Consider the following 14367-nt stretch of genomic DNA (forward strand, 5'->3'; position numbering starts at 1 on the left):
ATTGGCACGACCATGCGACAAATCATTCTCGACACTGAAACCACGGGCCTGGATCCCAATCAAGGCCATCGCATCATCGAGGTGGCGGCGGTGGAAATGGTCAACCGGCGCCTCACCGGCAATCACCTGCACCGCTATGTCAATCCGGATCGCGATATCGATGCCGGTGCGATGCAGGTGCACGGCATCACCCCCGAGTTCCTGCAGGACAAGCCGCGCTTTGCCGACGTGGCGCAGGAGTTCGTCGACTTCATCCAGGGCGCCGAACTCATTATTCACAATGCCCCGTTCGACGTCGGTTTTCTCAATATGGAGTTCCGTTTGCTGGCGATGCAGCCGCTGTCCAACTGGTGCGATGGCGTCATCGACACGCTGGCCATGGCCAAATCCCTGCACCCCGGCCAGCGCAACAATCTGGATGCCTTGTGCAAACGCTATGGCGTGGACAACACCGCGCGTACGCTGCACGGCGCGCTGGTTGACTGCGAGCTGCTGGCCGCCGTTTATCTGGCGTTGACGCGCGGGCAGGAAAGCCTGTCGATCGGCCTGGAAACGCGCAGCGAAGCGGCCGGCCAGACGGCGGCGCGGGCGCGCCCCAAGCCGGTACTGTTGCCGGCCTCTGCGGAAGAACTCGCCAGTCACGCCAGCGTGCTGGCGGCGATTGCCAAGGACAGCAAGGGCGCGTGCCTGTGGGGTGCTGCCCCACCCGAGCTTCAGGGCGCCAATGGGTGACACGCTGGGCGCGAGCGGATCGCGCAGCGGGTGTGTGTTCAGGCATCTGATCGGCTTGCTGCTGCTTGCCGTCTGTCTGTCCGGCGTATCCGGACAAGCGCTTGCGGCGCGGGTGGCCGTGATCCTGAGCGATGACTCGGCGCCGTATCAGGAAGCGTATGAAGTCGTCCGCAGCTACCTCGACGACAGTGGCCACAAGACGGTCCGGATATATGCCAAAGGGCTCACGCCCGTTGCCTTGAAAGAGGCACGTCTCGCCGTCGCGGTCGGTGTGCTTGCGGCCGATGCGCTTGCCGACTTGCCCGCTACTCCGCCCGTTCTGGCGGTGCTGGTTCCGCGCGCGTGGTATATCAAGACGGGGCGCGCCCGCCTGAGCGATGAGGGCAACCGCCAGGCATCGGCCATTTACATCGACCAGCCGATTGAGCGGCAAGCCGCCCTGATACGCCTGGCCTTCCCCGACGCGCGCCGCGTCGGCGTGTTGTTGAGCCCGAGCCAGGCCGGGTTGCAGAGTGAGCTTGAGAGCGCCCTGCGTGCTCAACGACTGAGTCTGGTGCACGCCATTCTGGCGAACGACGAACAGCTGATCATCCCGCTGGAAAGCGTATTGGCCGATTCCGATCTGTTGCTGGCGCTCCCCGATCCGCAGGTGATCAACCGCAACACCGCACAGAGCATTCTGCTGACATCGTATCGCTACCGTGACCCGGTCGTCGGCTATTCCCGTTCATTGACGCGCGCCGGGGCTCTGTTGTCCCTGCACTCCAGCCCGGCGGAAATTGGCCGCCAGGCGGCCGAATGGGTGAATGTCGCCCTGCTCGGCAACATGGTTCGCCTTCCCGCGCCGGCCCACCCGGCCTATTTCAGCATTTCGATCAACGAACAGGTTGCCCGTTCACTGGGCTTCACGTTGCCGCCCGCTGTAGAGCTGGAAAAACGTTTGGGAGGCGCGCGCTGATGGCGATGATAGGCGTGCGCGGACGCGTGATTGGTCTGGCCTTGGTGCCGATGGCCATCATCGGGATATTGCTGCTGTTTCAGCTCATTGCGGGAAAGATCGACGATCTGGACCAATCCTTGCGCACCCGCTCGGCGGCGATTGCACGCCAGCTTGCGCCTGCAGCCGAATACGGCGTGGCATCGGGCAATACCGAAGTGCTGCAGACGCTGCTCGACAAGGCCGCCATCGAGCCGGATATCCGCGGTGTGGCAGTGTTCGCCGACAATGGCCAGCGGCTGGCGCAGGCGGGGCAGGGCGCCTGGCTCGACGTCTTGCAGAGCAAGCTGCCCACCGACCGCATTTTCCTGGTCGAGTACAAGGCCCGTCTGGTGTACTACGCACCGATCACGCGAACCGAACTGATAGTGGACGATTTCCAGACTTTCGACTCGCCGGACGCGCCCACCTTCGAATCGCAGACCCGGCTGCTCGGCTGGGTCGGGCTGGATGTGTCGCGCAACGCCACCCTCAAGAGCCAGCGCGAGGCCATCGTGCGCAGCCTGCTGATCCTGCTGGCAGGACTTGGCGTCAGCCTCTACCTGGCATGGCTGATCGGGCGCCAGATTACGCGACCGATCCTGGCCCTGACGCATACCGTCAGCCGCATCGGCGAGGGCCATCTGAACGAGCGGGTCATGCCAAGCGGCCAGGCTGAACTGGGCACCTTGCAGCGAGGCGTCAATCACATGGCGGCGCACCTGCAGGCCATGCAGGGGCAGATGCAGGAGAAGATCGATCAGGCCACTGCACGGCTGGTGTTCCAGGCCAGCCACGATGTCCTGACCGGGCTCATCAACCGGCGCGAATTCGAGCGGCGCCTGGAACACACGCTGCTTTCCGCCGTGCAGCATGAGCGTGAACATGCGCTGTGCTACATAGATCTCGACCAGTTCAAGGTAATCAACGACACCTGCGGCCATGCGGCGGGAGACGAGCTGCTGCGCCAGTTGACCCAGCTACTCAAGGGCAAGCTGCGCGAGCGCGACACGCTGGCGCGACTGGGCGGCGACGAATTCGCCTTGCTGCTGGAAAACTGCAACATTCAGGATGCCATCGAAGTGGCCGAAACCTTTCTTGCCGAAGTGCGGCGTTTCCGCTTCAAGTGGGATGACAGGATTTTCGCGGTCGGGATGAGCGTCGGCATGGTCGCGATCAATCGCGACAGCGGCGCGGTGTCGAACCTGATGTCGGCAGCGGACGCGGCGTGTTATGTCGCGAAGGACCGCGGCCGCAACCAGATCCACCTGTACGAAAGCAGCGATTCCGACCTGATGCGTCATCGCGGCGAAATCCAGTGGGTGACGCGCATTCAGCACGCGCTCGAAGAACAGAAGTTGCGGCTGTACTGGCAGGAAATCCGCCGTACCGATGCTGCGCCCAATGCGGGGCGCCATGTCGAGCTGCTGTTGCGTATGCTGGAAGACGATGGCACTGAAATTCCGCCGATGGCGTTCATCCCGGCCGCCGAACGCTATTCGCTGATGCCGGTGATCGACAGCTGGGTGATCCAGGAGGCCATGCGGGTCTGCCAGAATTATTTGCTGTCCGGGCCGCCTCAACATTGCCTGTTCGCGGTCAATTTGTCGGGGGCCTCGCTGAAAGCGCCTGCCTTCCGCAGCATGCTGCTGACGTATCTGCAGGAGATGCCCGAGCTGGGGCCGCATTTGTGTTTCGAGATTACGGAAACCGCCGCGATCGGCAATCTGGTGGTCGTCAACGAATTCATCGAAGCGATGCGCGAGTTCGGCTGCAGCTTTTCGCTCGACGATTTCGGTAGCGGCCTGTCGTCTTTCGTTTACCTGAAGAACCTGAAAGTGGATTACCTCAAGATCGACGGCGCCTTTGTGCGGGATATCGTGAACAACCCGATCGATCGTTCCATGGTCGAGGCCATCAACACCATCGGTCACCAGATGGGGCTGAAAACAGTGGCTGAGTTTGTCGAGTCGGAAGCGATCCTATCGCTACTGAAGAAGATCGGCGTGGATTATGTGCAGGGCAACGTGGTGCATTGCCCGGAGCCGCTGACGAGCCTGTGCGGTCAGGTTTGAGCGCGGTGTGCGCCCAGGCTGTCAGCCCGTTACGCCAAATCCTGCGTCGATGACAGCCTGTGCCAGCGCGGCGGGTTCGATGCGGGCAGGGTCATAGACCACACTGGCCTGACCCGGATCGAGGGTGACCGTCACGCTTTGCACGCCCGGCAAGGCAGCCAGCACGTTTTGCACGCTGTTGACGCAGCCACCGCAAGTCATGCCGGTAATCGAAAGTTGAAGGGTGTTCATGCGGGTCCCCAAAAGTGGATTCGAGGCCGGATTTTACTGCGCCGGACTTGTTTTGCCGGACCTTATTTTGCTTGGCTTATTTTTTACGGGGGCGTTTGCGCAGCGCTTCTTTGGTATGGTCGATCAGGCGATCGGCCACCACTTCGGCATCGACGGTAAAGGTGCCATTTGCGAGCGCAGCCTTGACCGACTCGATCTTGCCGGCATCGGCAATATCGACCGATGCCAGTTGCGACTCCAGCGAACGGATGCGAGTGCTCGACTCCGTCAGGGTGAGCGCATCGCTGCCGCCAGCCGGGGTGGGCGTCTTGCCCGCACCCTTGCCCTTGGTGGCAGAAACTTTGGCAGCGGCAGGCGGAGTAGTGGGCTTATTGATTTTCACGGTAAATCCTGGTCGAGGGGTTCGTGCGGTGGACGCACTTTTCTGTCAATAGGACTATCGGCAGTCCGCAGGGTTTCTTTAGCCGCTTTCGAGCATGCGGTTTCAAACTTCGCCCAGCAAGGCAACCGCGCCCTCCAGGCCCACCTGACTCAAGGCCTGGCTGGCCTGCGCACGTACCACCGGTTTGGCATGATAGGCAATGCTGACGCCGGCTTCGGCCATCATTTTCAGGTCGTTCGCACCGTCGCCCATGGCGATCACCTGGCGCGGCTCGAGTTTCAGCTCGGTGCGCACCCGATTGAGCCAGTCTGCCTTGCCCTGGGCGTCGACAATCGCACCAAGCACGCGGCCGCTGAGTTTACCGTCGATGATTTCCAGGGTGTTGGCCGCAGTGTAGTCAAGCCCCAGGCGCACTTTCAGGCGTTCGGTAAAGAAGGTGAAGCCGCCCGACACCAGCAGGGTCCTGATCCCGGCTGCACGCGCCGCAGCCAGCAAGACCTCGGCGCCGGGCGAAAGCTGCAGGCGCTCGTCGTACACCTGCTGCAGGGCGGATTCATCCAGCCCCTCCAGCAGCGATACCCGGCGGCGCAGGCTTTCCGCAAAGTCAATCTCGCCGCGCATGGCGGCTTCGGTGATGGCCGACACCTGCGGTTTGAGGCCCTGCATGTCGGCGATTTCGTCGATGCACTCGATGGTGATGAGGGTGGAGTCCATGTCCATCACCAGCAGGCCGAAATCGCCGATGCGGCGTTCGGCAGGTACCCAGCCGCAATCGAGCGCATTCGCCTCGCACCAGGCGGTCACCTCGACACGCGAGGCTTCATTGGCCGCCCGCAGCCGGAAGGCCGTGAGCGAAATGGCCTCGATGGCGGCAGCGCCACTGAGCTTGGCAAGGCGCTTGAGGCTGGGCGTGGGGATGTCTTTTCCCTGAATAATCAGATTCATTTCAATGACTTATTTCAACAGGTTAAACAGAGTAATGACGTGGGCAACCCGGATATCCGAGGCCACGCCGGCATCGACCGATGCGGGCAAAGTCCAGCGCAGGCGGTTCTCGCCCGCCAGCTTGATGTCGCGCCGGGACTGGATGAGCTGGATGATGCGGCCCGGATCGATCGGCGGTTGCGGCACGAACTGCAGCAGGATGCTTTCGCTGCTGGCGTCGACCTTCATGATGCCGAGCGGCTTGGCCGCCAGCCGCAGGCGGTGGGTGCTGAGCAACGCCCGCGCCGGATCGGGCAGGGCGCCGAAGCGGTCGATCAGCTCTTCCTGTAGCTGGGTCAGGTTGTCTAGGTCCTGCACGCTCGCCAAGCGCTTGTACAGCACCAGGCGTTCATGCACGTCGGGGCAGTAATCGGTCGGCAGCAGCGCGGGCAGGTGCAGGTTGATTTCGGACACCACGCCCAGCGGCTGGCTCATGTCGGGCTCGTTGCCCGCCTTCAGGCTGGCGACCGCGCCGGCCAGCATGTCGTTGTAGAGCGAAAAGCCGACTTCGAGGATTTCGCCGCTCTGCTTGTCGCCCAGCACTTCGCCGCAGCCGCGGATTTCCAGGTCGTGCATCGCCAGATGGAAGCCCGAACCCAGTTCTTCCATTAATTGAATGGCTTCCAGGCGTTTTTTCGCCTGAACTGTAATGGTTCGGTCCTCTTCCACCAGCAGGTAGGCAAAGGCCTGGTGGTGCGAACGACCGACCCGGCCGCGCAACTGGTGCAACTGCGCGAGGCCGAACTTATCCGCGCGGTTGATCAGGATGGTGTTGGCGGTGGGGATGTCGATGCCGGTTTCGATGATGGTGGTGCACAGCAGAATGTCGAAGCGTTGCTGGTAAAAGTCGCGCATCACCTGTTCCAGTTCGCGTTCGCTTTGCTGACCGTGGCCGACGCGGATGCGGGCTTCGGGCAACAGCTTTTCCAGCATTTCGAACATGTTCTGGATCGTGCTGACTTCGTTGTGCAGAAAGTACACCTGGCCGCCGCGCTTGAGTTCGCGCAGCACGGCTTCGCGGATCAGTCCGCTGGAAAACGACTGGACGAAGGTTTTGACCGCCAGCCGTTTTTGCGGCGCGGTCGCAATCACCGAAAAGTCGCGGATGCCTTCGAGCGACATCGCCAGGGTGCGCGGAATCGGCGTAGCGGTCAGGGTCAGGACGTCGACCTCGGCGCGCAACGCCTTCAGTTGTTCCTTCTGGCGCACGCCGAAACGGTGTTCCTCGTCGAGGATCACCAACCCCAGGCGGGCGAATTTCACATCCTTCTGGATCAGGCGATGGGTGCCGATGACGATGTCGAGCTTGCCGTCGGTCAGCGCCTGCAGCGCCTCGGCCTGCTCCTTGGCGGAGCGGAAGCGCGACAGTTCGGCCAGCTTGACCGGCCAGGCCGAAAACCGGTCGGAGAAGTTGTTGAAGTGTTGCTCGGCCAGCAGCGTGGTCGGTACCAGCACCGCCACCTGATAGCCGCCCATCACCGCCATGAAGGCGGCGCGCAGCGCGACCTCGGTCTTGCCGAAGCCGACGTCGCCGCACACCAGCCGGTCCATCGGTTTGCCCGACTGCATGTCGGCCATGACAGCCGCAATGGCGGCGGCCTGGTCGGGGGTTTCCTCGAAGCCAAAGCCCTCGGCAAAGGCTTCGTAATCGTGCGGCGAAAACGTAAAGGCATGGCCTTCGCGCGCCGCGCGCAGGGCGTACAGGTTCAGCAGCTCGGCCGCGGTATCGCGCGCCGCCTGCATCGCGCGGCGGCGCGCCTTTTCCCACTGGTCGGTGCCGAGCTTGTGCAGCGGCGCCGCGCCTTCGCCGGCGCCGCTGTAGCGCGAAATCAGATGCAGGCTGGCGACCGGCACATAGAGCTTGTCGCCCTTGGCGTATTCGAGGTGCAAAAACTCGGTGTCGCCGTCGCCGAGGTCCATGTTGATCAGGCCGAGGTACTGGCCGACGCCGTATTGCGCGTGCACCACTGGATCGCCCGGCTTCAGTTCCGACAGGTCGCGCAGCAGGTTGTCGATCTGCGTGGCGCGCGCCTCGCGGGTGCGCCGGGTTTTCGGCGGAATCGCGTAGAGCTCGGTTTCGGTGATGACCGCGAGCGGCGTGGCGTTGCCCACGAAGCCTTCGGCGAGCGGGCCGTAGGTGAGCAGGACGGGGTCGCTGCGCTGCCGGCAATCGGTCCAGTTGTCGCACAGCGTCGCGGCAATGCCATGCTCGGCCAGATACTCATGCAGGGTTTCGCGACGCCCGGCGGAAGGCGCGACGATCAGGGTCTGGCCCTGGAAATGCGCGATGAAGCCGGCCAGACGCACGACCGGCAGCGCTTCGCGGCGATCCACCGAAATCGGCGGCACGGGATGCGCGAGGCCGCTTCCAGCCTGCTCGCTACGGGTCTGGCTGACGTCGTGGCGCGCATAGTCCCGGGCGCGGGTGAAAAACGCATCGGTCGGCAGGAACAACTCGGCGGGCGGCAGCAGCGGGCGGTCCTTGTCGCCCGACAGCAGGCGATGCCGGCTTTGCGCGTCGGCCCAGAACGCCTGGCCGGCGGGATCGAGCGCGCCGTGGCTCACCAGCGTGGTCTGCTTGGGCAGGTAGTCGAACAGGGTCGCCGTCTCTTCGAAAAACAGCGGCAGGTAATACTCGATCCCGCCGGGCGCGAGGCCATTGCTGACGTCCTTGTACAGCTTGCACTTGGATGGATCGCCCTCGAAGCGCTCGCGGAAATTCTGCCGGAAGCGGGTGATGCCGGTTTCGTCGAGCGGGAATTCGCGCGCCGGCAGCAGACGTACCTCGTTCACCGGGTAAATGCTGCGCTGGGTATCGACGTCGAACGCGCGCAGCGTTTCGATTTCGTTGTCGAACAGGTCGATCCGGTACGGCAGCGGACTGCCCATCGGAAACAAGTCGATCAGGCCGCCGCGGATGGAAAACTCCCCCGGCGCGAACACCTGGTTCACATGGTTGTAGCCGCCCAGCATCATCTGGCTGCGGAAAGCGGCTTCGTCGAGGGTGTCCTTCTGCTTGAGGAAGAAGGTATGGGCGGCCAGAAACGCAGGCGGCGCGAGCCGGTACAGTGCGGTGGAAAGCGCCACCACGGCCACATCGAAGTCGCCGCGTGAAATCTGGTACAGCGTTGCCAGGCGCTCCGAAATCAGGTCGGGGTGGGGCGAGAACGTGTCGTAAGGCAGGGTTTCCCAGTCGGGAAAGGCGCAGATGCGCAGTTCAGGATCGAACCAGCGCAATTCCTCGGTCAGGCGATTGGCGTCCCAGGCGCTGGCGCACACCACCACCAGCGGTGCGGCCTGGCGTGCCAGTTCGACCAGATACAGCGCGTCGGCGGCGCCGGCAAGCCCGGTCTGGCCATGGGTGTGAGAGGAGGAGGGGAAGAACGCCATGCAAATAGTCGGATTATAAGGGGAACCCGCGCGCTTCGAAGCCGCGACGGGGCAGGTATAATCCGCGCCTTTCCCTCGTTTTTGTTCCTTTTCATGAGCCTCAATCTAGTCAGTTCCGGTCGCAATCTGCCCGACGATTTCAACGTCATCATCGAAATCCCCGCCCACGGCGAACCGATCAAATACGAAGTCGACAAGGAGTCCGGCGCCATGTTCGTTGACCGCTTCATGTCCACCGCCATGCACTACCCCTGCAACTACGGCTACATTCCGCACACCCTGTCCGAAGACGGCGATCCGGTCGACGTGCTGGTGATTACCCCGATTCCGCTGATCACCGGTGTGGTGGTGCGCTGCCGCCCGATCGGCATGCTGAAAATGACCGACGAAGCCGGCGTGGACGGCAAGCTGCTGGCTGTGCCGGTCGACAAGCTGTGTGGTCTGTACAAGGGGGTGAACAAGCCTGAAGACCTGCAGCCCCTGCTGCTGCAGCAGATTTCCCACTTTTTCGAGCACTACAAGGATCTTGAGCAGGGCAAATGGGTCAAGGTTGACGGTTGGGTGGGTGTGGACGACGCCCGGGCTGAAATCCTTGCTGGCGTCGAACGCTACCGCAACACCAGCGACAAGCCCGCGTTCTGAAGATGAAAGTCTGCATCCTCTCCGATTCCCACGACAACCGCCGCCTGCTGGGCGCGGCGGTTGAACACGCCAAGGCGAACGGGGCGGAAGCGGTGCTGCACTGCGGCGATGTGGTCGCACCGACCACTTTGCGCGTGCTGCAAAAATACGAGTTGCCGGTGCATGTCATCCATGGCAACAACACCGGCGATCTCTACAACATGAGTCGGCTGGCGGCCGAACCCAATAGCGTGATTCGCTACCACGGTCAGGATGCGGCGTTCACGCTGGCTGACCGCAACCTGTTTCTGGTGCATTACCCGCATTACGCGCAGGCGCTGGCCTGTACCGGGGATTACGACCTGGTGTGTTGCGGCCACGACCACCAGTCCAGCATTTCGCAGGTGGCCACCGTCAAGGGCGGCCAAACCTGGCTGATTAATCCCGGTACCGTGGGCGGGGTCGGTGCGCCGCCTACCTACATCATGGCCGACCTCGAAAGCATGCAGTTCGAGATCATTACCCTGGAGGCGGCCCCAGCTTCCATTCTGCCGCCCGTGACGCCACACGTCTGAAGTCGTCAATTCGGGGCAATAAAAAAACGGGGCATCACGCCCCGTTTTTAATGGCTGCTTGCCGTTTACTTGGCCGGCTTGACAGTGGTCAGGCCCAGCACTTCCCAGTCCTGCATGCCGCCGCGATACCACTTGATCTTGTTGCCCGGGTAACCGATTTTAAGCAGCCCCTTGATGTTGGTGGGCGACTGGCCGCACCACGGGCCGTTACAGAACATGACGACGGTCTTGGCGTTGTCGAACATGTAGAAACCATCCTGGTTTTTCACGCCGAAGTTCTTTTCCAGAATCTCCTGCACCGTGATGGGATCGGATTTACCGATGTTGAGCTTGTCCCACGGAATGTTGATAGAGCCGGGGATCGTGCCCTTTTCAACCCAGTCCGGCGTACGCGAATCGACCACGATAATGGACTTGTCGCCATCGCTCATTTTCTTCAGGTAGTGCATGACTTCCAGTTCGCCGATGGTTTCGACGCCGGAGCCCATTTCACCCGGCTGGATGCAGAAAGGTGGACATTTGCGTGAGGTTTTAGCGAAGTCGGCGTTGACCGTGTTGTTCGGGTTCTGGTTGCGCATGATGCTGACTTTCTGGCCACCATGCATGACATCGACAGAAGGCAGGTCAGCTGCAATATTGACGTCCAGCGCACTCGCCGTCATGGGCAGGGCAAGCACGGTGAACAGGGCTGATGCAGCGAACAGGGTGTGTAATTTCATGGTTGTCTCCTAAATTGTTCTGATTGAAGCAGTTCGGTGTTCATTCGCAGTTTGGATCTTCATTGGGCTTGTCTGTTCCTTTTTCAGCTGGCCTTGGGCTGGGGGTTTCCTCCTTGGGGGTGGCGGGTTTCTCCGCCTGGGTCGATGTTTCGGGTTTGGCGGGTGGGGTCGTTGCAGGTTCTTCGGCAAAGGCCAGGCCGGCATTCAGCACAAACGCGGTTGCCATCGCTAAAGACACGCTACGGGCTTTCTTCATTCTGTCTCCTTGGTGTTTTCTGGCGCCGCCCTGGGCTGGCCTTGATTCCGCCATTGCAACAAGCATTAGCTGTGCCAACTTATAAGCCAATGATTCATAAAGCCTCTTTATTTGTTACGCAGATCAATCATGACGCCGATGTCATGACGCGGTCAAATTGTCATGACCAAACACGCCATTCTTTCGCCGCCGGGGTCAAACCAGGCGGCAGGCGTGCCCCAAAATATTTCCTCTTATTCCCGTATAGAAAACTTCGATTGAAATTGCGCGCCCGCACATGATGGCGGGCGCGGGCTTCGGAGTACCATTTGCCGCATTACTTCGGGCTTCAAATCCGGCTATCTGGGGCGATGCAAAGCCTTGAACCCCAGATATTCCAAAAATGGCTTTGCTTCAATCGGATGGAGGAAACTAATGACGGACATCGTTGCGACCAACGAGACCATACTCGTGGTGGGCGGCGGCATTTCCGGCATGACCGCTGCACTCGAAGCGGCTGAAACCGGCAAGAATGTCGTCCTGGTTGAGAAAAATCCGGCGCTCGGCGGACGTACCTCCCAGCTGTACCGCTACTTTCCCAAGCTGTGTCATCCCACCTGTGGCCTGGAAATCAACCAGCGCCGCCTCAAGAACAACCCCCGGATTCGCGTACTGACACTGGCCGAAGTCACCGGCCTCGAAGGCAGCACCGGCGATTACACCGCCTCCATCAAGGTCAAACCGCGCTACGTCAACGAAAACTGCACCGGTTGCGGCGATTGCGGGCGTGCGGTGTCGATGGAAGTTCCCGATCCGTTCAACTACAACCTCGGCACACATAAAGCCGCGTACCTGCCGAATGCAATGGCGTACCCGCAGCGTTATGTGCTGGATCCTGGAATCATCGGCAGCGCCGACGCGGACAAGGCCAAGGCCGCCTGCAAGTACGGCGCGATCGACCTCGACATGAAAGAGGAAACGATCCAGGTCAAAGCCGGCGCCGTGATCTGGGCAACCGGTTGGCAGCCGTACGACGCAGCGAAGATTCAGCCCTACGGCTACGGCCGTTTCAAAAACGTCATCACCAGCGTCGAGTTCGAGCGCCTGGCCGATATCCATGGCCCGACTGGCGGCAAAATTCTGCGTCCCGGCGACGGCAAGGAAGCCAAAAACATTGCCTTCATCCAGTGTGCCGGCTCGCGTGACGAAAACCATTTGCGCCACTGTTCGCGCATCTGCTGCATGGCCTCGCTGAAACAGACGCATTACGTGCGCGAGAAATACCCGGAAGACGGCAAGTCGACCATTTACTACATCGACATCCGTGCCATCGACCGCTTCGAGGATTTCTATCAAAAAGTCCAGGCCGATGCTTCAGTCAGTTTCATCAAGTCCAAGGTGGCCAAGGTCACAGAAGACGAGCATGGCAACCCGGTGTGCCATGGTGTCGACACGGAAGGCTATAAACGCTACACCACGCCGCACGATCTGGTGGTGCTGGCCGTCGGCATGGAACCCTCGGTCAAGGGCATCAATATTCCTGGCCACATCGTGGCGGATTCGAGCGGCTTCATCGAGGCCGATCCGGCCAACGGCGCGGTGTTCGGCGCAGGCTGTGCGACGAACGCGCTGGACGTGAACCGTGCCGTGCAGTCGGCCACGGCAGCCGCGCTCAGAGCCATCCAGGTAGTCAATAAAGTAGCAAAGGCGGAGGCTTAAACATGGCTGACATTAAAGTCGCAGCGTATATCTGCAAGGGCTGCGGACTCGGCGAGCGTCTGGATGCGGACGCGCTGGTCAAGATTGCGCAAAAGGACGGCAAGGTGCCGCTGGCGAAATCGCACGATTTCCTCTGCAACGCCGACGGCGTGGCGATGATCAAAAATGACATCGCCAATGAAGGCGTCACCCACATCATGATCGGTGCCTGTTCGCGCCGAGCCAAAACCGAGGCATTCTTTTTCCCTGAAAACGCTGTAGCCCGCGCCAACCTGCGCGAAGGCGTGATCTGGATTCGTCCCGACACCGACGAGGCGCGCGAAACCACGCAGGAAATGGCGGAAGACTACATCCGCATGGGCTGCGCCGAAGTGAAGGCCATGACCGCTCCCGCCGGCAATACCGTTACCGGCAGCAGCAAGACCCTGCTGGTCGTGGGCGGCGGCGTCACCGGCATGACTACCGCGATCGAGGCCTCGAAAACCGGCTACCCGGTGGTGCTGGTGGAAAAAACCGGCGCACTTGGCGGCTGGGCGGCCAAGCTCTACAAGCGCGTGCCGGTGCACGAGCCGTTCAAGTCACCTGCCGATACCGGCGTCGGCGAACTCGTGTCGCAGGTGCTGGGCGACAGCAACATCAAGGTGTATCTGAACGCGACTGTCGCCAAGACCGACGGTGCACCGGGTCGCTTCATCGTGGACATCGCCACCGAATCCGGGGCTACCCACACCGAAGATATTGGCGCTATCGTGCAAGCGAGCGGCTTTTCCTTGTACGACATGAACAAGCTGCCGGAACTCGGCGGCGGCAAGTCGGCCAACGTGGTCGATCAGGCCGGCCTCGAAGCGCTGGCGCTTGCGGCTGCTGCAGGCGATGGCATTATCCGCCGTCCGTCCGGTAACCAGCCGGTGAAGTCGGTGGTGTTCGTGCAGTGCGCCGGACAACGCGACCCCAGCGGCACGCATCTGGCTTATTGCTCGGGTTATTGCTGCAACACCAGCATCAAGCAGGCGATGTACTTCAAGGATGCCAACCCCAGCGTTGACACCACCATCATCTACACCGATCTGCGCACCCCGGGCAACGGCGAGGATTTCTACCGTAGCGCGCAGGAAAAAGGCGTCATCTTCACCAAGGGCAAGGTCGCCGAAGTCGTACCCGGCGGCAACACCAGCACGGTGAAATTCCACGACCTGATTCTCGACGACAAAGACGCCGCCATGCTGGATGTCGATCTGGTGGTGCTCGCCACCGGCCAGGTGCCGAACTCGGGCATCAACATCGACGCACCGGTGGCAGCGGCAGAAGAGGGCGTGGTTGAAATCAAGCCGATTTCCATCCTCAACCTGACCTACCGTCAGGGCAAGGACGTGCCGCAGTTGAAGCAGGGTTTCACCGATTCCCACTTTATCTGTTTCCCCTACGAAACCCGCCGCACCGGCATCTACACCGCCGGCCCGGTGCGCCGGCCGATGGACATCGCGCAGGCGCGCGAAGATGCCACCGGCGCTGCGCTGAAATCGATTCAGGCGTTGGAGAACGCCGAGCTGGGTCGTGCCGCGCATCCGCGCTCGGGCGATCTGTCCTTCCCCAAGGTGCGCCTGGAAGGTTGCACCCAGTGCAAACGCTGCACGGTGGAATGCCCATTCGGCGCCATCGACGAAGACGAAAAACGCTTCCCGGTGTTCAACGAATCGCGCTGCCGTCGTTGCGGCACCTGTATGGGCG

Annotated in this window: 13 protein-coding genes; 7 read left to right on the plus strand and 6 right to left on the minus strand. The window is 61.6% G+C overall.

Annotated features, from left to right (window positions below):
• Positions 1 to 12: 12 nt before the first annotated feature.
• Genes dnaQ through IV098_RS06105 form a run of 3 tightly spaced genes read left to right on the plus strand, consistent with a single transcriptional unit; the run spans position 13 to position 3783 of the window.
• Positions 13 to 732 carry a DNA polymerase III subunit epsilon gene (dnaQ, locus tag IV098_RS06095; protein ID WP_296887047.1) on the plus strand — a complete coding sequence of 240 codons (720 nt, stop codon included), beginning with the start codon at positions 13 to 15 and terminating at the stop codon, positions 730 to 732.
• Entirely contained in the window at positions 725 to 1690 is a 966-nt protein-coding gene (locus tag IV098_RS06100; RefSeq protein ID WP_296887049.1) for an ABC transporter substrate binding protein, read from the plus strand. Before dnaQ ends, IV098_RS06100 begins: the two co-directional genes overlap by 8 nt.
• Positions 1690 to 3783 carry an EAL domain-containing protein gene (locus IV098_RS06105; protein ID WP_296887051.1) on the plus strand — a complete coding sequence of 698 codons (2094 nt, stop codon included), beginning with the start codon at positions 1690 to 1692 and terminating at the stop codon, positions 3781 to 3783. The genes IV098_RS06100 and IV098_RS06105 overlap by 1 nt, the downstream gene beginning before the upstream one ends.
• A 21-nt stretch (positions 3784 to 3804) precedes the next feature.
• Here IV098_RS06105 and IV098_RS06110 read toward each other — a convergent pair whose 3' ends face one another.
• The 4 genes from IV098_RS06110 to mfd form a co-directional block, all read right to left on the minus strand.
• Positions 3805 to 4014 (minus strand): heavy metal-associated domain-containing protein, encoded by a 210-nt coding sequence (locus tag IV098_RS06110; protein ID WP_296887053.1) that lies wholly within the window; start codon positions 4012 to 4014, stop codon positions 3805 to 3807.
• Positions 4015 to 4090: 76 nt separating this feature from the next.
• Positions 4091 to 4396, minus strand: a complete 306-nt coding sequence (flgM, locus tag IV098_RS06115; RefSeq protein ID WP_296887055.1) for a flagellar biosynthesis anti-sigma factor FlgM — start codon at positions 4394 to 4396, stop codon at positions 4091 to 4093.
• 102 nt (positions 4397 to 4498) lie between these two features.
• On the minus strand, positions 4499 to 5341 hold the full coding sequence (serB, locus tag IV098_RS06120; protein ID WP_296887057.1) for a phosphoserine phosphatase SerB: 843 nt from the start codon (positions 5339 to 5341) through the stop codon (positions 4499 to 4501).
• A gap of 9 nt (positions 5342 to 5350) precedes the next feature.
• A complete protein-coding gene (mfd, locus tag IV098_RS06125; RefSeq protein ID WP_296887060.1) occupies positions 5351 to 8770 on the minus strand; it encodes a transcription-repair coupling factor in 3420 nt (1139 codons plus the stop codon).
• Between the two features lie 93 nt (positions 8771 to 8863).
• On the opposite strand from mfd, the gene ppa reads away from it, so the two are divergent.
• Both ppa and IV098_RS06135 read left to right on the plus strand, forming a co-directional pair.
• Entirely contained in the window at positions 8864 to 9412 is a 549-nt protein-coding gene (gene ppa, locus IV098_RS06130; protein WP_296887061.1) for an inorganic diphosphatase, read from the plus strand.
• Between the two features lie 2 nt (positions 9413 to 9414).
• A complete protein-coding gene (locus tag IV098_RS06135) occupies positions 9415 to 9966 on the plus strand; it encodes a metallophosphoesterase family protein (RefSeq protein ID WP_296887063.1) in 552 nt (183 codons plus the stop codon).
• 65 nt (positions 9967 to 10031) lie between these two features.
• Here IV098_RS06135 and IV098_RS06140 read toward each other — a convergent pair whose 3' ends face one another.
• On the minus strand, positions 10032 to 10685 hold the full coding sequence (locus IV098_RS06140) for a rhodanese-like domain-containing protein (protein ID WP_296887065.1): 654 nt from the start codon (positions 10683 to 10685) through the stop codon (positions 10032 to 10034).
• A gap of 40 nt (positions 10686 to 10725) precedes the next feature.
• A complete protein-coding gene (locus IV098_RS06145) occupies positions 10726 to 10941 on the minus strand; it encodes a hypothetical protein (RefSeq protein ID WP_296887067.1) in 216 nt (71 codons plus the stop codon).
• A 414-nt stretch (positions 10942 to 11355) separates the two neighbouring features.
• Here IV098_RS06145 and IV098_RS06150 point away from each other — a divergent pair, with 414 nt between their 5' ends.
• A complete protein-coding gene (locus IV098_RS06150; RefSeq protein ID WP_296887069.1) occupies positions 11356 to 12639 on the plus strand; it encodes a CoB--CoM heterodisulfide reductase iron-sulfur subunit A family protein in 1284 nt (427 codons plus the stop codon).
• 2 nt (positions 12640 to 12641) lie between these two features.
• A partial coding sequence (locus tag IV098_RS06155; protein ID WP_296887071.1) for an FAD-dependent oxidoreductase occupies positions 12642 to 14367 on the plus strand: 1726 nt, incomplete at its 3' end.

The sequence above is a fragment of the Thiobacillus sp. genome (assembly GCF_018780105.1).
Lineage (GTDB): Bacteria > Pseudomonadota > Gammaproteobacteria > Burkholderiales > Thiobacillaceae > Thiobacillus.